General features: G+C 72.1%; 17 protein-coding genes. 9 read left to right on the forward strand and 8 right to left on the reverse strand.

The window, feature by feature from the left end:
* Positions 1 to 16: 16 nt before the first annotated feature.
* Complete coding sequence (locus tag DZA62_RS07515; RefSeq protein WP_157987534.1) at positions 17 to 1,153, forward strand: DivIVA domain-containing protein; 1,137 nt, start codon at positions 17 to 19, stop codon at positions 1,151 to 1,153.
* Between the two features lie 114 nt (positions 1,154 to 1,267).
* On the opposite strand, the gene DZA62_RS07520 is transcribed toward DZA62_RS07515, so the two are convergent.
* Complete coding sequence (locus tag DZA62_RS07520; protein ID WP_116948259.1) at positions 1,268 to 2,002, reverse strand: SDR family oxidoreductase; 735 nt, start codon at positions 2,000 to 2,002, stop codon at positions 1,268 to 1,270.
* A 33-nt stretch (positions 2,003 to 2,035) separates the two neighbouring features.
* Here DZA62_RS07520 and DZA62_RS07525 point away from each other — a divergent pair, with 33 nt between their 5' ends.
* From DZA62_RS07525 to DZA62_RS07550, 6 genes are read left to right on the forward strand one after another with little or no spacing between them, the layout of a single operon-like run.
* Positions 2,036 to 2,596 (forward strand): MarR family winged helix-turn-helix transcriptional regulator, encoded by a 561-nt coding sequence (locus tag DZA62_RS07525; protein WP_116948260.1) that lies wholly within the window; start codon positions 2,036 to 2,038, stop codon positions 2,594 to 2,596.
* Positions 2,597 to 2,602: 6 nt separating this feature from the next.
* Positions 2,603 to 3,439, forward strand: coding sequence for a M55 family metallopeptidase (locus tag DZA62_RS07530; RefSeq protein ID WP_116948261.1), 837 nt, complete (start codon positions 2,603 to 2,605; stop codon positions 3,437 to 3,439).
* Positions 3,432 to 4,766: a M20/M25/M40 family metallo-hydrolase gene (locus DZA62_RS07535; protein ID WP_116948262.1), complete on the forward strand. Its 1,335-nt coding sequence runs from the start codon at positions 3,432 to 3,434 to the stop codon at positions 4,764 to 4,766. The genes DZA62_RS07530 and DZA62_RS07535 overlap by 8 nt, the downstream gene beginning before the upstream one ends.
* A gap of 25 nt (positions 4,767 to 4,791) precedes the next feature.
* The gene (locus DZA62_RS07540; protein WP_198663512.1) at positions 4,792 to 6,729 is read left to right on the forward strand and encodes a dipeptidyl-peptidase 5; all 1,938 of its coding nucleotides are present in this window, start codon (positions 4,792 to 4,794) and stop codon (positions 6,727 to 6,729) included.
* Entirely contained in the window at positions 6,726 to 7,661 is a 936-nt protein-coding gene (locus DZA62_RS07545; protein WP_232827297.1) for a S66 peptidase family protein, read from the forward strand. The genes DZA62_RS07540 and DZA62_RS07545 overlap by 4 nt, the downstream gene beginning before the upstream one ends.
* A 50-nt stretch (positions 7,662 to 7,711) precedes the next feature.
* Positions 7,712 to 8,437, forward strand: a complete 726-nt coding sequence (locus DZA62_RS07550) for a ZIP family metal transporter (protein ID WP_116948264.1) — start codon at positions 7,712 to 7,714, stop codon at positions 8,435 to 8,437.
* A gap of 80 nt (positions 8,438 to 8,517) precedes the next feature.
* Here the strand turns inward: DZA62_RS07550 and DZA62_RS07555 are convergent, their stop codons facing one another.
* The 3 genes from DZA62_RS07555 to DZA62_RS07565 form a co-directional block, all read right to left on the reverse strand.
* The gene (locus tag DZA62_RS07555) at positions 8,518 to 9,174 is read right to left on the reverse strand and encodes a hypothetical protein (protein ID WP_116948265.1); all 657 of its coding nucleotides are present in this window, start codon (positions 9,172 to 9,174) and stop codon (positions 8,518 to 8,520) included.
* Entirely contained in the window at positions 9,174 to 10,049 is an 876-nt protein-coding gene (locus DZA62_RS07560; RefSeq protein ID WP_157987535.1) for a hypothetical protein, read from the reverse strand. The genes DZA62_RS07555 and DZA62_RS07560 overlap by 1 nt, the downstream gene beginning before the upstream one ends.
* Positions 10,050 to 10,408: 359 nt before the next feature.
* Positions 10,409 to 12,013: a metallophosphoesterase family protein gene (locus DZA62_RS07565; protein WP_198663513.1), complete on the reverse strand. Its 1,605-nt coding sequence runs from the start codon at positions 12,011 to 12,013 to the stop codon at positions 10,409 to 10,411.
* A gap of 313 nt (positions 12,014 to 12,326) precedes the next feature.
* On the opposite strand from DZA62_RS07565, the gene DZA62_RS07570 reads away from it, so the two are divergent.
* Positions 12,327 to 14,537: an MMPL family transporter gene (locus DZA62_RS07570; RefSeq protein ID WP_116948267.1), complete on the forward strand. Its 2,211-nt coding sequence runs from the start codon at positions 12,327 to 12,329 to the stop codon at positions 14,535 to 14,537.
* A gap of 356 nt (positions 14,538 to 14,893) precedes the next feature.
* Complete coding sequence (locus tag DZA62_RS07575; protein WP_116948268.1) at positions 14,894 to 15,499, forward strand: TetR/AcrR family transcriptional regulator; 606 nt, start codon at positions 14,894 to 14,896, stop codon at positions 15,497 to 15,499.
* A 3-nt stretch (positions 15,500 to 15,502) separates the two neighbouring features.
* Here the strand turns inward: DZA62_RS07575 and DZA62_RS07580 are convergent, their stop codons facing one another.
* The 4 genes from DZA62_RS07580 to DZA62_RS07595 are packed head-to-tail and all read right to left on the reverse strand — an operon-like array spanning position 15,503 to position 19,396.
* Complete coding sequence (locus DZA62_RS07580) at positions 15,503 to 16,486, reverse strand: oligopeptide/dipeptide ABC transporter ATP-binding protein (RefSeq protein ID WP_116948269.1); 984 nt, start codon at positions 16,484 to 16,486, stop codon at positions 15,503 to 15,505.
* Entirely contained in the window at positions 16,483 to 17,481 is a 999-nt protein-coding gene (locus DZA62_RS07585; protein ID WP_116948270.1) for an ABC transporter ATP-binding protein, read from the reverse strand. The genes DZA62_RS07580 and DZA62_RS07585 overlap by 4 nt, the downstream gene beginning before the upstream one ends.
* A complete protein-coding gene (locus tag DZA62_RS07590) occupies positions 17,481 to 18,365 on the reverse strand; it encodes an ABC transporter permease (RefSeq protein WP_116948271.1) in 885 nt (294 codons plus the stop codon). Before DZA62_RS07590 ends, DZA62_RS07585 begins: the two co-directional genes overlap by 1 nt.
* Positions 18,362 to 19,396 (reverse strand): ABC transporter permease, encoded by a 1,035-nt coding sequence (locus tag DZA62_RS07595; RefSeq protein ID WP_116948272.1) that lies wholly within the window; start codon positions 19,394 to 19,396, stop codon positions 18,362 to 18,364. Before DZA62_RS07595 ends, DZA62_RS07590 begins: the two co-directional genes overlap by 4 nt.
* Between the last annotated feature and the right edge of the window lie 33 nt (positions 19,397 to 19,429).

The following is a 19,429-nucleotide window of genomic DNA, read 5'->3' on the forward strand; positions in this document are numbered from 1 at the left end:
AGGAGAGTGACACCTGGTGGCCGTCAGTCGTGAGCCTGAGTTCCGCACCACTCGTATGCGTGAGGGCTATGACCTGGACGCCGTCGACGACTTCGTCGATCTGGTGATCGATGCGCTGGATGGGCGGCCCTCGGGGCGTGCGGTGACGCCCGAGCAGATCGAGGCCGAGGAGTTCAAGGTCGTCCGCATGCGTGAGGGCTACGTCATGGACGACGTCGACGACTGGCTCGACGCGTCCGCGACGGAGCTGCGCACGCGCCGCAAGGCGGCCGCGCAGCAGTCGCAGCAGCACCAGCAGGTGCCGGCCAACGCCTACGCGCAGGGTCCCGGGCTGCCGCAGGGCGGCGCCGGACTCCCGCCGGGGACGCCCGGTCTGCCGGCCGGCGCGCCGGCCATGGGCGCCGCTCCGGTCGCGCCGCCGGTGGCGCAGCCGCCCGCCGCGCCGCCGGTCATGCCGCCGCCCGCCGGTGGCGGCTACGGCCCGCCGCCAGGCCCGGCCGGCCCGCCGTCGAACCCGTCCTACCCGGCGGCCTACTACGACACCTCGCACGGGACGTCGCACGGCACGAGCCAGTACGACACCCAGGCCTACGACCCGCTGACCGACTCCGCGGTGAACGAGCTCGACCCCGTGCTGCGCGCGCTCGACACCAACTACGGCCAGACGCCGGTGCCCGCCGCGGCGCCGCAGCAGGAGCAGTACCAGCGCGCGCCCGAGCCGGCTGCCGAAGAGTCCTCGCTGTCGCCGTCCAGCACGCCGTCCACCGGCCTGCACCACATCGAGGTCTGGGTCCGCGACCTCGACGCCGCCACTCGCTCGTTCGGCTGGCTGTTCGAGCGGCTGGGCTGGACGCTGTTCCAGGCGTGGGAGAACGGCCGGTCCTGGCAGGCGCCCGGCGGCGGCCCGTACGTCGTCATCGAGTGCTCGCCCGACCTCAGCTGGGTCGCCTACGACCGCAAGGCGCCGGGCCTCAACCACCTGGCGCTGGCGGTGCCGGAGCAGTGGATGGTCGACCGCATCGTGTCCGAGGCGCCCGCCTACGGCTGGCACCTGATGTTCGCCGACCGCCACCCGCACGCCGGTGGCCCGCACCACTACGCGGCCTACATGGAGAACGACGACGGCTTCGAGGTCGAGGTCGTCGCCCCCTGAGAGACGCGGCACGACGAGGCCGCCCACGCGACCGAGCGGTGTACCGGAGGCGATGCCGTCTGCGGTAGCGGCGGGCGGCGACGGCATCCGCACCGGTACACCGGCGTGACGCCCTCAGCGCCCGAGGTAGGCGCCGCCGTTGACGTGCAGCACCTGGCCGGTGACGTGCCCGGCGGCGGGTGCGGCCAGGTACTGGACCGCCGCCGCGACGTCCTGCGTCGTCCCCTCGCGCTTGGTCATGGTCTCGTTCACCAGGCGGTCGCGCCGCGCGTCGCTCAGCCGGCCGCGGAAGAACTCGGTGCCGACCGTGAGGCCGGGGGAGACGACGTTGACGGTGAGGCCGCGTGGCCCGATCCCGGCCGCCAGCGACGCCGTCCACGCCTCGACGGCCGCCTTGGCCGCGCCGTAGTCGCCGCCGCCGCGCCGGGCCGCGATGGAGCCGATCGTGATGATCCGCCCGCCGGACGGCATCCGTGGCAGCAGTGCGGTGGTCACCAGCACCGCGGTCAGCACGTTGGCGTCGAAGTTGGCCCGCCAGGCGGCCGCCTCGGCGCCCAGGTCGCCGGGCTCCGGCGCCGGGTGGTCCAGGCCGGTGTTGCCGCCGGCCGCGTTGACCAGGACGTCCACCGTGGCGGGCAGCCGGTCGAGGGCCTCGGTGACGGCGGCCGGGTCGGCCGCGTCGAAGTCCACCGCGCTCGCCTTCGGGCCCAGCTCGGCGACCGCGTCGTCGAGCCGCTCGCGCCGGCGGCCGGTCACCACGACGGTGTCGCCGGCGGCCGCGAAGCCCGCGGCCACGGCCCGTCCGATGCCGGTGCCGCCGCCGGTGACGACGATCGTGCGTGTGCTCATCGAGAAACTCCTTTAGTGCTAAAGTATCTGCCGATGACAGAGTACCCCGAACCGGCCGACGACGGCTCGGACCGCATCCAGGCGGGCTGGCGCCGCGAGCTGCCGGGCGTCCCCGTCGGTTCCATCGGCGTCATCACGCGGATCCGGCGGCTGAGCCAGCTGCTCGCCGACGAGCGCCGCCGCACGCTCGAGCGGCTGGGCATCGACAACGCGACGCTCGACCTGCTCAGCACGCTGCGGCGCAGCGGAGCGCCGTACCGGCTGACGCCCGGGCAGATCGCCGAGCGCAGCTTCGTCACCGCGGGCGCGGTGTCACAGCGCATCGCCCGGGCCGAGGCGGCCGGTCTGGTGCGCCGCGAGCGGTCCGCCTCCGACGGCCGCTCGGCCGTCGTCGTGCTCACCGACGACGGGCGCGCGCTGAACGAGCGCGTCGTCACCGACCTGCTGCGGCACGAGGAGACGCTGCTCGACGGCCTCGACGACGCGCAGCGCGCGGCACTGGCCGAGCTGCTCAAGACGCTGCTGGGCGACCTGACACGGCGCTTCGGTGCGCAGGACCGTCCGCCGCTCGACCACACCGACCGGCTACCGTAGCCCCCTATGAAGGTGCTCATCTCGGCAGACATGGAGGGGGCCACGGGCGTCACCTGGCCCGCGGACGTCGAGCCGGGGACGGAGCAGTGGCAGCGCTGCCGGGCGATGTTCACGTCCGACGTCAACGGCGCGATCGCCGGCCTGTTCGACGGCGGCGCCGACGAGGTGCTGGTCAACGAGGCGCACGCGACCATGCGCAACCTGCTGCTGGAGCGGCTGGACGAGCGCGCGACCATGATCACCGGGCGGCACAAGGCGCTGACGATGGTCGAGGGCATCCAGAGCGGCGACGTCGACGGCGTCGTCTTCCTCGGCTACCACGCGGGCGCCGGCGCCGAGGGTGTCCTCGCGCACACCTACCTGCCCAACTCCATCACCGGGGTCTGGGTCGACGACGACCCCGCCAGCGAGGGCCGGCTGAACGCGCTGGTCGCGGCCGAGTACGGCACGCCGGTCATCCTCGTCACCGGCGACGACCGCGCCTGTGCCGACGCCGCCACGTACGCACCGCTGGCCCGCACCGCGGCCGTCAAGGACTACGTGTCGCGCTACGCGGCCCGCTGCCGCCCACCCGCCCGCACGTTCGAGGACATCCGTGCCGAGGCGAAGGCGGCCGCGGCGCTCGCCGTCCGGCACGAACCGGCGACGGACCGCGGGCCGTTCACCGTCGAGATCGAGGTCGACGCCACCCAGCTGGCCGACTTCGCCGGTATGGTCCCGACGGTGCAACGCATCACGGAGCGCCGGGTGCGCTACACCGCGAGCACGGCGCACGACCTGATCCGCTGCTTCAAGGCGGTCACGACCCTGATCTCCAACGGTATCGAGAACCACTATGGCTGAGCCCGACGTCCTGACCCTCGCCGCCGACCTGATCCGCATCGACACCACCAACCCGGGCGACGGCACGGGCCGTGAGCGGCCCGCCGCCGAGTACGTCGCCGAGAAGCTGGGCGAGGCCGGCATCGAGGCCACGCTGATCGAGTCGGCGCCCAACCGCGCCAACGTCGTCGCCCGCATCGAGGGCAGCGACCCCGGCCGCGACCCGATCCTCGTCCACGGCCACCTCGACGTCGTCCCGGCCGAGGCCGCCGACTGGTCGGTGCACCCGTTCTCCGGCGAGGTCCGCGACGGCATGCTGTGGGGTCGCGGCGCCATCGACATGAAGGGCATGGACGCGATGATGCTCGCCGTCGTGCGGGCCTGGGCGCGTGAGGGCCGCCGGCCGGCCCGCGACGTCGTCCTCGCGTTCACCGCCGACGAGGAGGCCAGCGCCGACCACGGCTCCACCTGGCTGGTCACCAAGCACGCCGACCTGTTCGAGGGCGTCACCGAGGGCATCAGCGAGTCCGGCGGCTACACCTTCCACGCCACCAGATTCGCGGCCTCAGCGGAGGAGCGTGCTTCGGCCGGCGCCGTCCGCCTGTACCCCGTCTCCGCCGGCGAGCGGGGGACCGCCTGGCTGCGGCTGACCGCGCGCGGCCGGGCCGGGCACGGGTCGCGGATCAACGGCGACAACGCGGTGGCGGCGCTGGCCGGGGCGGTGCACCGGCTGGCCGAGTACGAGTGGCCGGTGCGGCTGACGCCGACGGTGCGCGCGTCGCTGGAGTCGATCGGGGCGGCGCTGGGCGTTCCGGTCGACTTGACGGGAGATGTTGACGTCGACCGATTGATGCAGCGGTTCGGCTCGGCGCGCGAGCTGGTCGAGGCGGTCCTGCGCAACAGCACCAACCCGACGATCCTCAGCGCCGGCTACAAGGTGAACGTCATCCCGGAGACCGCGACGGCGCTGGTCGACGGCCGCGTCGTGCCCGAGGCGCGCGAGGAGTTCGAGGCGACCGTCGCGTCGCTGATCGGCCCCGCGGTGAGCTGGGAGTACGAGCACTCCGAGGTCGCCCTGTCCGCCGACCCCGCGTCGCCGACGTTCACCGCCATGGCCGACGCGCTGCTGGCCGAGGACCCTGGCGCGCACGTCGTCCCCGTCTGCATGGCCGGCGGCACCGACGCCAAGCAGTTCTCCCGGCTCGGCATCACCGGCTACGGCTTCTCGCCGCTGCGGCTGCCGCCGGACCTCGACTACTCGGCCCTGTTCCACGGTGTCGACGAGCGGGTGCCCGTCGACGCGTTGGAGTTCGGCGTCCGGGTACTGGACCGATTCCTGACCACCTGACCTCGTCTTCTCGCTGGGAGAGTCCGTGCCCGAAACCGCACCGTACGGGAGCTGGCCGTCGCCGGTGACCGCCGAGATCGTCGCCGAGAACGACGGCCGGCCCACCTGGGTGAGCCACGCCGGCGGCGCCCTGTGGTGGGTGCGCCCGCAGCCGGTCGAGGGCGGCCGGGTCGCGCTGCTGCGGCTGGCCGGCGACGCGGAGGAGCCGGAGGTCGTGCTGCCGTCGCCGTGGAACGTCCGCACCCGGGTGCACGAGTACGGCGGGCTCGCCTACGTCGTCGCGCCCTGGTCCGGCGGCGACGCCGTCGTCTTCGCCGAGTACTCCGACCAGCGGCTGTACCGGTTCGTGCCGGGTTCCGGCGACGACCCGGTGCCGCTGACGCCGGCGCCGTCGATCCCGTCCGGCCTGCGCTACGCCGAGCCGGTGCTGGCGCCGTCGGGGACCGAGGTGTGGTGCGTCCGCGAGGAGCACACCGGGACCGGTCCGACCGACCTGCGACGGGCGCTGGTGGCGGTGCCGCTGGACGGCTCCGGCGACGTGCGCGTGCTGGTCGAGGACACCCACTTCCTGGCCTGCCCGCGGCCGTCGCCGGACGGGCGGCGGCTGGCGTGGATCGGCTGGGACCACCCGAACATGCCGTGGGACGCGACGCTCGTTCGGGTCGCGTCGATCGGCGCCGACGGCCGGGTGGGTGAGCCGGACACCGTCGCCGGCGGCGAGTCGGAGTCGATCCCGCAGGTCGAGTGGGAGACGCCCGACGCCCTGCTCGTCGCGTCCGACCGGACCGGCTGGTGGAACCTGCACCGCGTCCGGCTCGACGTCGAGGGCGCCGAGCCGGAGGTGCTGTGCGAGCGGGCCGAGGAGTTCGCCGGGCCGCTGTGGCGGCTGGGGGAGCGGTGGTTCGCGCCACTCGGTGAGGGCGAGGTCGCGGTGATCCGCGGCCGGGCGTCGGCGCGGCTGAACCTGCTCGACACCACGTCCGGCCTGCTCTACGACCTGCTCGAGGACACCCACACCGAGTGGACGCCGACCCTGGCGGTGTCGGGACGCACGGTGTACGGCGTGGCGGCCTCGCCCCTGTCGCCGTTCGAGGTGGTCCAGGCGTCGGTCGGCGCGGTGTCGCCGGTGGTGGCGTCGGTGCTGTCCGTGCCGGTGACGTCGTTGCCCCTGCCACAGGCGCGGACGTTCGCCGGGCCGGGCGGGCGCGACGTGCACGCGATCGTGTACCCGCCGTCGGGGTCGCGGTTCGGCGGCGTCGGCAGGGAGAAGCCGCCGTTCATCGTGTTCGCGCACGGCGGGCCGACCCACCGCGTGCCGATGGTGCACGACCTCGAGGTCGCCTACTTCACCAGCCGCGGCCTGGGCGTCGTCGAGGTGAACTACGGCGGGTCGGCCGGGTTCGGCCGCGACTACCGCTCGCGGCTGCGCGAGCAGTGGGGCATCGTCGACGTCGAGGACTGCGTGGCGGCGGCGAAGGCGCTGGTCGACGAGGGTTTCGCCGACGGCGCGCGACTGGCGATCCGCGGCGGGTCGGCCGGCGGCTGGACCGCGGCGGCCGCGCTGGCGTTCACCGACGTGTTCGCCTGCGCGACCATCATGTACCCGGTGCTGGACCTGGTAGCGTTCCGCACCGGCGAGACCCACGATTTCGAGTCGCAGTACCTGGAGGGCCTGGTGGGGCCGTGGCCGGAGACGGAGGATCGGTACCGCGAGCGGTCGCCGATCAACGTCCCGGAGAAGTTCACGGTCCCGTTCCTGTTGCTCCAGGGGTTGGAGGACGAGGTCTGCCCGCCCGGCCCGACGGCACGGTTCGCCGAGCGGGTGGCAGAGCTCGGGGTGGAGCACGAGTACGTCACCTTCGAGGGGGAACAACACGGCTTCCGACGCAAGGAGACCATCGTGACCGCATTGGAGAAGGAACTCGCGCTGTACGCCAAGGTCTTCGGGTTCAGCGCCTCGTGACCGGGCGGCCGTCGGTGGTGCCGCTGCGCCGGCCGCGCCGCCTCGTCCCCGGTGACCGCGTCGCCGTCGTCGCCCCGTCCGGTCCGGTGCCGAAGGACCGCCTCGACGCCGGGTGCGCGATCCTGCGGTCCTGGGGTCTGGACGTCGTCGTCATGCCGCACGTGCTGTCCGTGCACCCGTCGTTCGAGTACCTCGCCGGCACCGACGTCGAGCGCGCCGCCGACCTGCAGGAGGCCTGGTGCGACCCGGCCTTCGCCGGGGTGCTGTGCGCCCGCGGCGGCTACGGCGTGCAGCGGATCTCGTCGCTCCTCGACTGGTCGGCGATGGCCGCCGCGACGCCGAAGGTGTTCGTCGGCTATAGCGACATCACGGCGCTGCACTCGGCGTTCGCCCGCTTGCTGGGTGTCGCGACCCTGCACGGCCCGATGGTCGGGGCGCAGGCCTTCGTCACGTCCTCGTCGACGGCCGAGGGATTGCGGTCGATGCTGTTCGGCGGTGCGGCGGGGACGGTCCTGACGTCGCCGTCGGCGCGTGCTCTCGTGCCGGGCGTGGCGTCCGGCGTGACGGTGGGCGGGTGTCTCGCGCTGCTGGCAAGCGAGATCGGCACGCCGACCGGGCTGCCGTCGGCCGCCGGGGCGCTGGTCCTGCTGGAGGACGTCGGCGAGAAGGCGTACCGGCTGGACGGGTTCGTCACGCATCTCCTGCGGTCCGGGTGGCTGGACGGCGTCGCCGGCATCGCGCTGGGCTCGTGGCACGACTGCGAGCCGGTGGAGGAGCTGATGCGGGACCGGCTGGGGCCGCTGGGCGTGCCGATCGTCTCCGAGCTCGGGTTCGGCCACGGCCCGTCGAGCATCACCGTGCCGCTGGGCGTGCCGGCGACCCTGGACGCCGACGCGGGGACGCTGACGCTGGACGCCGACGCGCTGACCTAGTCGCGGATTTCGCGGTCGCTCGCCGCGCCGGAGGGCTATCGTCCGGTGCTGTGAGCGCGTTGCTCTGGGGCCTGCTGGCCAGCTCGTCGCTGATCATCGGCGCGCTGATCGTCATGGCGCGGCCGCTGCCGCAGCGGCTGGTGGCGCTCGTCATGGCCTTCGGCGCCGGTGTCCTGATCAGCGCCGTCGCGTACGACCTCGTCCAGGACGCGTTCGAGCAGAGCAACGGGTGGGTGCTGCTGGCCGGCCTGACCTCCGGCGCCGTCACCTTCTACGCCGGCGACCTGCTGATCGACCGCATGGGCGGCGCCGACCGGAAGCGATCGACCGGCGCCCAGGTAGGCGGCGCCGGCGCGGCGATCGCCTTCGGCACCGTCCTCGACGGCATCCCCGAATCGGTGGTGCTCGGGACCACACTGGCCGGCGGTGGCGGGGTCAGCGTCGCGATGCTGGCCGCGGTCTTCCTGTCCAACCTGCCCGAGGCGATGTCCGCGACCGCCGGTCTGTCGGCGTCGGGGACGTCACGGCGGTCGATCCTGCTGTTGTGGGTGGGCACCACGCTGGTGGCGGGCGTCGCGTCCTGGGCCGGCTGGTACTTCGTCGGCGATGCGGGTGGTGGGACGGTCGCGCTGGTGCAGGCGTTCGCGGCGGGCGCGCTGCTCACCATGCTCACCGACACGATGGTGCCGGAGGCCTACGAGTTCGGCGGTCCCTCGACCGGGCTGGTGACGGTGCTCGGGTTCAGCGTGGCGTTCGGGTTGAGCACCCTCACCTGAGGCCGCGTGGTCCCGTGATCATCAACCTTCTGTGTCGCTCCGGCAGCTCAGAACGTTGACGATCAAGGGTGCCGGGCGCGTCAGGCCTCGTCGCGCGGCTCCCGGTCGGCCAGGATCCGGTCGACGGCGGCCGCCTGCTCGGTGTGCCCGGTGTCGAGGTAGCTCTGCTTCGCGTCGAGCAGATCGGTACGTGCCTCGGCGGCGCGCTCGCCCTCGGCCGGCCCCGATCGGCGGCCCGCCGCGGTGAGCTCGTCGAGGCGCTTCCGGAACCCCGCCGGCTCCGGCCGCGAGTACTCGCGTTCCGCGCTGGGCTCCCGGTACTCGGCCAGGATCTCGAACGTGATGTTGCGCTCCGCCAGCCACCGTCGGGTCGTGTCCGGAACCAGTGACGTGTCCTTGGTGGGGATGTCGCGCATGTACTTGGTCATCCGATGGCGCCCCCATCGATCCTGAGGGACGGGGTAAGGGTCGCCCGGCGGCGACTCCGCCCCGAACACGTCGAACCAGAGATCGCGCAGGATCTCATCTGTGCCCCACTGGGTCTCCGATGGGAACGGCCCGACTGAGGAGTCACGGATGTGAGCCGCCAACTCGTCGCGGAATGCGCGGATGTTGTCGTGGTCGGTCTCGAGCCACTGGGGGACGCTGTTGCAGGCATCCTGGTAGAAGTCCAGTAGCTCGCCACCACCGTCGCTGAACTCCTCGCGCCACTGCCGGAAGTTCTCGCTGATCTCCATCACAGCTCCCAGTACCTCAGTTCATTCTCGGGGTCGTCGAGGAAGTAGCTGGTGACCAAGCGCCAGGGCTGCTTCGGGCGTCTGATCATGATCACCAGGCTGCCGGGTCGCTTGGCCGTCGCCAGGACATCGTGCTCCCGAACGGCCGGCGCGTCGCCATGTCCGTCGATCGCCGAGTTGCGTGCATCAAGCCACATGCCCTCGCCGGGACCAGTATCGGTTCCGGGTGCTCGAACAGCGTAGACGTCCCCGGGGCCGATACCGGTGTCAGCGGGGCGCAGGAAGATCCTGAGTCGCGTCTTACCCTTCCCCTTGCGGTCGAGGTACGCATCGAGCTCGTTCCGGGTCCGGCCGGCAGCGCCGAGTAGCGCGATCAGTGGCTTGGCGACCGCCGCCGGCGACGTGTAATGGCCGGCCGCCGTGCCGACGCCGTGCGGCTGGCCGTTCCACCGCTGCGACAGTACTGACCCGTCGGAGTTGAGGTGCCAGTTGTCTTCGCGGGCTGGGTCGAGCAGCCATTGGACACGGGCGATCATCTGGGCTGGCGTGAGGTGGTGGCCATGGCGTTCGACGGCGTGGGATGACCTGCCGAAGAGCAGCTTCCGCGCCAGTTCCTGAAGCTTCGGCGGGAATTGGGCGACCACCTGGTTGATGGCCCGCCGCTGCGCCGCCACGTCCGGCAGCTGCCGCTGAACGGCCGCCGCCTCGTGAGCGGTCGTCGTCAGGCTCGGGGGCGGCGTCGGCAGCGGCGGGATGGAGAAGACCGGCACCTCGCCGCCGTCGTCGGAGGAGCGGAGGAGGTTCTCGAGCTCGTCGGCGTGGCCGGTGAGCACGTGTGCGACCTCCGCGAACGCGTCCTCACGGGCCGCGGCCATGCGAGTGCCCATCAGCCCGATGTCGTGCGCCGTCCCGAGCAGCTTGCGACGGACCTCGGCGGCGGACGCCGGCAGGCCGCGCGCCGCTTGCTCGACCGCGCCGCTCGTCTCCTCGACTCGCTGCCGGACGGTGCCGTCGAGCTGTTCGGCGAGTGGGGGCAGGGCTTCGCGGGCGGCACGGAGCGACTCGGCGGCGTGGCGTACACCGTCGCCGTCCGCACCATCGTCGCTCGAGGTCATCCGCCGCCCTGCATCGTGCCGATCTACGGCTCCACGCTAGCGCACCAGATCTCTCCGCAACGGCGAACTCCCGCTTCACCAGGACCGCTGCCCGGTGAAGCGAGAGCAAGCCGGCTCGATCAGCGCGGCCGGCCGTGCAGCAGCGGATTCCCGACCTCCAGGTGCCGGAGCACCTCGTTGACGTCGTTGTCGCCGGAGGTGCCGGAGACGCCGAAGTCGCGGGCCTCGATGACGACGCGGTCGGCGTAGACGTCGATGGTGAGGCCACGGTTGACGTCGCGGGTGACGACCTCGCCGATGCCGTTGGTGTTCTCGCCGCGGGCGTCCCATTCGACCTGCATGGCGCCGGTGTTGATGGCGAGGAAGCCGTCCGGGTGGCCGCCGGGGACACGCCGCCGGACGGCCCAGTCGCCGAGCTCGTACGGGTAGTGGGTGTGGCCGCTGAGGAAGATCGCGTTGGGATGGTCGCCGAGCATGGCGGTGAGCTCGTCGTTGCGCTCGTGGTGCTCGGCGTACCAGGGGATCCAGGAGGCGGAGACAGTGTCGCCGAGCGGGAAGTGGGTCATGACGATGACCTGCTTCTTCCGAGCCGTCCAGTAGTCGAGGCGCTGGTCGAGCCATGCGACCTGCTCGTCGGACATCCCGACCTCCGGCGGACGGGGGAACTCCTGCCCGATGACGAGCACCGGCACCTCGCCGCCGCCCCCGGTGAGCACGTACTCGCCGTACACGCGGTCCCGCCCGGCGAAGTCGAGGAACCGGTCGCGCAGCGTCTCCCAGGACTCGGCGGCGTAGCTCTCGTGGTTGCCGATCGCCGCGACCAGCTGCGGCGGCATGATCCCCGCCGCCGTGGCGCCGGAGACCACGTCGTGGATCTGCCGCCACTCGGCGGTGGTGCCGGTCGGGACGATGTCACCGGCGAGCAGCAGCCCGGCGGCGTCAGGGCGGACGGCGTCCAGGTCGCGCAGGCCGTGGGCGAAGTCGCTCGGATGACCCTGGATGTCGCTGACCACCCAGAGCGACGTGGCGGCGTCCAGTGACGGCGTGGGCGTCGCCGTCGTGCGGACGGACACGCTGTCGATCGCCCAGTACCAGGAGTTGCGCGGTGCGTCGAGGCGCCACCGGAAGACCGCCTGGCGGACGCCGGAGGGGACGGTGAAGCGCAGCGCCTCGGTGCTGTTGGCGAGGTCGCCGTCATAGTTGTTGGTGGTGTTCGTGGAGTCGTAGCGCAGCAGCGTCGTCTCCTCGCCGCTGCCGTCGAACTCGACCGTCACGGACGCCGACTGCCCCGTCCACGGGCGCAGGTGTGAGTCGAAGGCAAGCTCCAGCTCGGAGTGCCCGAACACCCGCACCGGTCTCGACACCAGCGTCGTGTCGAACCGGCCGGCGGCGCCGGGGGCGTCGTCGTACTCGTCGGAGTCGGCGACCGCGATGACGTCGTCGGCTCGCGCGAACCGGAAGCGCATCTGGTCCTCGGCCGCGGTCCAGTACTCGCGGGTGGTGAACGACCAGCCGCGCCAGTCGTCGACGCCGCCGGCCTGCATCTCGGGGGTGACCTCGACGGTCCAGCCGCGCGGCGGCTCGTGCGTGTAACCGTCGCCGGCCACCGCGTCGGACAGGCCGTTGAAGCTCTCGCGCCACAGGGTCTGCTGGCCCAGGCGCGACTCCTCGGCGACGGCCGTCGTCCCCATGACCGCCAGCGGGGCGGCCACCGCGGCACTCATCAATGCCGCCGTCACAGCTGCGCGTCTGCGCGCTCGGATCGTCATGGCCGGACGCTAGGGGGCGCAGGTGACCACTGGTGAGGGTCCGGGCGACCAGGAGATGACCAGCGGCCGTCGTGCCCGGGCCGAAAATTTGCCCGATGAGAAGATTTGCGTGATCCGCAAGAAGTCAGTTAGTGTCAGATTGCGAACGGGGCAGGCTGGTAGTCGCAGTCTCACACCGGAGTGGGGCGCGGCACACGTCGCTCTCAGCCTGCTCACAGGTTCGCCGTGGTGTTCTGACGTCGCTCTTCTCATACGCTTGGAGTCTTCGGTGGCGACATTCCTCTACCGGCTGGGCCGGTTCTCGTATCGGCGCCGCGGGGTGGTGCTGGCCATCTGGCTGGGCCTCGTCGCGCTCTTCGGGGTGGGCGCATCGACGCTGTCCGGGCCCACGTCCGACACGTTCTCCATCCCCGGCACCGAGTCCCAGGAGGCGTTCGACCTCCTCGAGGACCGGTTCCCCGGCGGCAACACCGACGGCGCCACGGCGCGCGTGGTGTTCGCCGCCCCCGAGGGTCAGGCGCTGACCGACCCCGCCAACCAGGCCGCGGTCGAGGAGGTCCTGGCCGACCTCGCGACGGCGCCGCAGGTCGCCCAGGTGCCCGACCCGTTCGAGTCCGGCACCGTGTCCGAGGACGCCACCATCGCGTTCTCTCAGGTCACCTACGCCGTTCCCTTCTTCGACCTCACTGATGAGGCGCGCGAGGCGCTCACCGAGGCCGCCGACGTGGGCCGCGACGCCGGCCTGACGGTCGAGCTGGGCGGTGAGGCCGCCATGAGCAACGAGGAGCCGGCCGGCACCGAGATCATCGGCATCGGCGTCGCCGCCGTGGTGCTGGTCCTCACGTTCGGCTCACTGATCGCCGCCGGTCTGCCGCTGCTCACCGCCATCCTCGGCATCGTCATCGGCATCTCCGCCATCACCGCGGCCAGCGGCTTCATGGACATCGGATCCAGCACGCCGACGCTCGCGCTGATGCTCGGCCTCGCCGTCGGCATCGACTACGCGCTGTTCATCGTGTCGCGGTACCGGCACGAACTGGCCATCGGCCGCGACGGCGAGGAGGCCGCCGGTCGCGCCGTCGGCACCGCCGGTTCCGCGGTCGTGTTCGCCGGGCTGACGGTCATGATCGCCCTGGCCGGCCTGTTCGTCGTCAACATCCCGATGCTGACGGAGATGGGCCTGGCCGCGGCGCTCACCGTGGGCGTCGCCGTCGTCATCGCGCTCAGCCTGCTGCCGGCGCTGCTCGGCTTCGCCAAGCACCGGGTGCTGGGCGGACGGATCCCCGGCCTGCGCCGCATCCGCGAGCGGGCCACTGACGACGAGAGCAAGCCGACCCTGGGCCGGCGCTGGGTGAACCTGGTGACACGGCGGCCCGTCGCCGTGCTCACCGTCGCCGTCGTCGGCATGCTGGCGCTCGCCGCGCCGTTGCTCGACCTGCGGCTCGGCCTGCCCGACGAAGGCAGTTCGCCGCCCGACAGCACGCAGCGCAAGGCCTACGACCTCACCGTCGAGGGCTTCGGCGCCGGCTTCAACGGCCCGCTCACGGTGGTCGTCGACGGCGCCGGCAGCCCCGACCCGCAGGCCGCCGCCGACGCCGTCGCCGCCTCGCTGCAGGGGCTGGAGGGGGTCGCCAACGTCACGCCGCCCATGCCCAACGAGGCCGGCGACACCGCGATCATCAACGTGGTGCCCGAGTTCGGCCCGGGCAGCGCCGAGACCGAGGACCTCGTCGGCGAGATCCGTGACCAGATCGGCGCGGTCGGCGACGACGCCGGGGCGAGCGTGTCCGTCACCGGTAGCACGGCCATCAACATCGACTTCTCCGAGCGCATGACCGAAGCGCTGCTGCCGTACCTGGTGCTCGTGGTCGGGCTGTCGTTCGTGCTGCTGATGCTGGTGTTCCGGTCGCTGCTGGTGCCGCTGAAGGCCGCGCTGGGCTTCCTGCTCACGATGGGCGCGACGTTCGGTGCCATCGTCGCGGTGTTCCAGTGGGGCTGGTTCAACGGCCTGCTGGGCATCGAGCAGACCGGGCCGATCATCAGCATGCTGCCGATCTTCCTGATCGGCGTCGTGTTCGGCCTCGCCATGGACTACCAGGTCTTCCTGGTGACTCGCATGCGCGAAGAGCACGTCCACGGGGCGTCGCCGAAGGATTCGGTGGTCATCGGCTTCCAGCACGGCGCCCGGGTCGTCAGTGCCGCCGCACTGATCATGATCAGCGTGTTCGCCGCGTTCATCTTCGGCGGCGAGGACGTCATCATGCAGGTCGGCCTCGCGCTGGCCGCGGCGGTCGCGTTCGACGCGTTCGTCGTCCGCATGACGATCGTCCCGGCGGTCATGACGCTGCTGGGCAGCCGAGCCTGGTTCCTGCCGCGCTGGCTGGACCGCCTGCTGCCGAACGTCGACGTCGAGGGCGAGAAGTTGGCCCGCCAGCTACGGGAGGAGCCGGAGCCGGAACTGGAGCCGGCGCAGCGTTAGACCCCCCGGTGAGAAGAGGACGGGCGGCCGGACGGAGAGGTCCCGGCCGCCCGTCCGTCTGTCCGGCCCGCAGGCGGGCGGCTCACCGGCGTCCGGCAGCCGTCAGGGCGTCCGGCAGCCGTCAGGGCGTCCGGCAGCCGTCCGGGCGTCCGGCAGCCGTCCGGGCGTCCGGCGCGGCCGGGGCCACGTCGCTGCGGACACAGGACTCTTCACGGATCACCAGGAATGCATGCCTGGTGGAGCGGGAGGACGCATGCTGAACGTGATCATTTCCGGCCGCCGGGTGGCTGGGGGAGCGCAAGTTTTCTTAGTCAGCAGTTTTGCGGAGTCTGCAATTTTTCGATAAAGTCGTTGACATGACAGCAGAAGTGGGCCTGCGCGAGCGCAAGAAGGCGGCCACTCGCGCCGCCCTCGCCGCCGCCGCCAACCGGCTCGCCGTGGAGCAGGGGGTCGAGCACGTCACCGTCGAGGCGATCGCCGCTGCCGCCGACGTGTCGCCCCGGACGTTCCACAACTACTTCTCCAGCCGCGAGGAGGCCATCGTGGCCTCCATCATCGACTGGGCCGAGCGACTCACCGACGAGATCGAGCGGCGGCCGGCCGACGAGCCGATCTGGGACAGCCTGCTGGCGGTGTTCCAGGGCTCGCTCGACGACAGCCGTGAGGCGCACGCGCGCATGATGGCACAGATCGAGATGGTGCTGGCGCACCCCACGGTCATCGCGAACCAGCTCGCCGCGCTGGACACCATGCGCCGCCGGTTCGCCGAGGCCATCGCGGTCCGCACCGGCACCGACACCGGTCGCGACCTCTACCCGCACCTGATCGCCGGAGCCGCCGGGCTGGCCTTCAAGACGTCGGTCGACCTCTGGGCGTCCGGCCCGCCCGAGCGCTCCCTGCACGAGCTGATCGCCGACGGGTTCGCGCAGATCAGGGCCGGCCTGCCGCAGCCGGGCCGGTGACGGTCAGCGCACCGTCACCTGAGCCGCGTAGTGACAGGCCACCTGGGTGACCGTCCCGCCGGTCAGCACGCCTGGATCGGAGCCGCGGCACGCGCCGTCGACCCCGGCAGCGGCCGCCGCACCGGAGGCCAGCACCGGGCAGCGTAGGTGGAACCGGCAGCCGGACGGGATGCGCGTCGGATCCGGCGGCTCGCCCTGCAGGACGACGGGGGAGCCGGGCGCGTCCGGCAGCACCGACAGCAGCGCCTGGGTGTACGGGTGCTCCGGCGCGGTGAGGATCTTCTCCACCGGCCCGGTCTCGACGATCCGGCCGAGGTACATGACGGCGACCCGGTCGGCGATGTTCCACGCCAGCCCGAGGTCGTGCGTCACCACGAGCGCCGCCAGCCCCAGCTCGTCGCGCAGCCGTAGCAGCAGCGCCAGGATCTCGCCGCGCACCGACGCGTCCAGCGACGCGACCGGCTCGTCGGCGACGATCACGTTCGGCTCCAGCACCAGCGCGCCGGCGATGACGACCCGCTGCCGCTGCCCGCCGGACAGCTCGTGCGGGAAGCGCAGGAAGAACCGCTCCGGCGGCCGCAGCCCGGCCCGCGACAGCGCGTCGGCGACCCGCTCCCGCTCGTTCGGGACGTCGCCGTGGATGCGCAGTCCCTCGGCGACGGCGTCGTAGACGGTGTGCCGCGGGTTGAGCGAGCCGCTCGGGTCCTGCAGGACGAGCTGGACGTCGCGGCGGAACCGCTTGAGCGCCCGCGACGAGTACTCCAGGGGAGTGCCGCGGTGCAGTACACGGCCCGACGTCGGCCGCTCCAGCCCGAGCAGCGTCCGGGCCAGCGTCGTCTTGCCGCAGCCGGACTCACCGACCAGCGCGACGATCTCGCCCGGCGCGATGTCGAGGTTGACGCCGTCGACGGCGCGAGCGCGGCCGCCGCCGCGGCGGGCCTCGAACTCGACGCGGACATCCTCAGCGGACAGGATCGCTTCGCTCACGCGGACTCCTTCGCCACCAGGGACAGCCCTTCGTCGGGCAGGACGCGGACGCAGGCAGCCTGCCGGTCCTCACCGGCGACCGGCCACAGCGACGGGTCGACGGCGGCGCAGTGGTCCAGCCGCACGGCGCAGCGCGGGTGGAACGCGCAGCCGGACGGAAGGTCGGCCGGGTCGGGTGGATCGCCGGCCAGTCCTTGCGGCCGCCGCCGCGACGCCGGGTCGCCGATGCGCGGGAACGCCGCCGCCAGCGCCGCGCCGTACGGGTGCCGGGCCGCGCCGAACACCGCCGCGGCCGGGCCCTCCTCGACGATCCGCCCGGCGTACATGACGGCCAGCCGGTCACAGGTGTCGGCGAGGACGGACAGGTCGTGGCTGATCATCAGCAGGCTGATGCCCTGCTCGGCGACCAGCGACTCGATCAGCGTCAGGATCTGCGCCTGGATCATCACGTCCAGCGCCGTCGTCGGCTCGTCGGCGACGATCAGTTGCGGGTCGCAGGCCAGCGCCATCGCGATCATCACACGCTGGCGCTGCCCACCGGACAGCTCGTGCGGGTACGCGTCGGCGCGCCGGGCAGGCAGGCCGACGTGCTCGAGCAGCTCGCCGGTCTTCCGCCGGATCTCGGCCTCGGTCGCCTTCGAGTGCAGCCGGATGGGCTCGGCGATCTGCGCGCCGATGCGCTGGACGGCGTTCAGCGAGTGCATGGCGCCCTGGAAGACGATCGACGCGCCGGCCCAGCGGACCGCCCGCAGCCGTCCCCACGACATCGTCAGGATGTCCTCACCGTCGAACCGGATCTCACCGGTGTACCCGGCCGTCTTCGGCAGCAGCCGCAGCAGCGCCAGCGCCATCGTCGACTTGCCGCAGCCGGACTCGCCGGCCAGCCCCAGCTTCTGGCCGGCCTCCAGGGCGAAGGACACGCCGCGGACGGCCGGCACCTCGCCGCCGGCGGTCCGGTAGGTGACGGTCAGGTCGGAGACCTCGAGCAGGCCCATCAGCGGCGCTCCCTCAGCTTCGGGTTCAGGACGCCCTCGATGGCTCGGCCGACCAGCGTGAACGCGAGCACGACCAGCACGATCGCGATGCCCGGCGGCAGGATGTACCACCACATGCGGGAGCTGACGGCGCCCACGTCGCGGGCCGCCTGGATCGTCGCGCCCCAGGAGGCGGTCGTCGGGTCGCCCAGGCCCAGGAACGCGAACGTCGACTCCGTCAGGATCGCCGTTCCCACCATCAGCGTCGTCTGCGCCAGCACGATCGGCATGACGTTCGGCAGCACGTGGTTGCTCATGACGTGCAGGTGCCCGCCGCCCAGCGCCTTGGCCCGTTCGATGTACGGACGCGCTTCGACGGCGAGCGTCTGAGCACGTACGAGACGGGCCGTCGTCGGCCAGGTCGTCACGCCGATCGCGATGATGATCGTCGTCAGACTGCGGCCCATGACGGCGGCCAGCGCCACGCCCAGCACCAGCGACGGCATGACGAGGAACCAGTCGGTCACGCGCATCAGCAGGCTGGATCCCCAGCCGCCGAAGTGCCCGGCCAGGATCCCGAACAGCGTGCCGGCCGTGATCGAGATGAACGTCGCCCAGAACCCGACCGTCAGCGAGACCCGCGACCCCCAGATGATCAGGTCGATCATCGAGCGGCCGGACCGGTCGGTGCCCAGCGGGAAGTCCGCGCTCGGCCCTTCCAGCGGCGAACCCGGCGGACGGGTGACGCTGAGCGCGTTGTCGGGCGTGAGAACCGGCGCCAGGAGCGCCGTCAGCACGAACAAGGCCAGCACGACCAGCCCGAACACGCCGGCCTTGTTCTGCCGGAACTGCGACCAGAAGCGCGCGACCGTCCGCCGTCGCCGCGCCCACGCCAGGCCGTTCACGGCCGCACCCGTGGGTCGAGGATGGGGTAGAGCAGGTCGGCCAGCAGGTTCATGAGGATCACCGCCGCGGAGAACAGGATGAACAGGCCCTGCACCAGCGGCAGGTCCGGCACGCTCAGGCCGGAGTAGAACAGCTGGCCCAGGCCCGGCCAGCTGAAGATCGTCTCGACCAGCACGGCGCCGAACACGACGAAGCCGAGGTTGACGAAGATCAGCGTGACCGTCGGCAGCAATGCGTTCGGGACGGCGTGGCGACGGCGCACGATGAGGTCGCGCAGGCCCTTCGCCCGCGCCGTCACGATGTAGTCGCTGCCCATCTCGTCCAGCAGTGACGACCGCATGATCATCAGGTATTGCGCGTACACGACGGCGACCAGCGTGACCAGCGGCAGCACCATGTGGTGGGCGATGTCGGGGATGCGCTCCCAGCCCTCGACGCCGGTGCTCTCCATGCCGCTGGTCGGGAACCAGCCGGCTCCGGAGGCGAAGACCACGATGAGGATCAGGCCCAGCCAGAAGCTCGGCACCGACCACAGCGTCAGCGCGATGCCGGTGTTGACGCGGTCGCTGAGACTGCCGTGGTTCCAGGCGCCGCGGACGCCGAGCCACAGCCCGAGCGCCGCCGAGATCACCACGCTGGTGCCGACCAGCAGCACCGTCGGCCAGAACCGGTCGGCGATGAGGTCGGTGACCGGCCGGTTGAACTGGAACGAGTCGCCGAAGTCCAGCCGCAGCACGCCCGTCAGGTAGGACCAGAACTGCTCGGCCACCGACTTGTCCAGGCCGAAGTCGCGGCGCAGCTGCTCCTGCTGCTCGATGCTGACCGGGCGGCCGTGCGTCATCGTCCGCACCGGGTCGCCCGGGATGATGCGGAACAGGAAGAAGCTGGTCAGGATGACGGCGAAGAGCGAGACGAGCGAGCCACCGAGCTTCTCGCCGTAGTACCTGAGTTTGCGCCGGACACCGGACCGGTCCCGCACGCTCTGCGCGAGCTGCGGGACCGGTGCGGTCGGCAGTGCCGAATCAGCCAATTCTGTCCTCTCAACGCCTGCCCTCGCCGGGCC

The sequence above is a fragment of the Jiangella endophytica genome (genome assembly GCF_003427025.1).
Lineage (GTDB): Bacteria > Actinomycetota > Actinomycetes > Jiangellales > Jiangellaceae > Jiangella > Jiangella endophytica.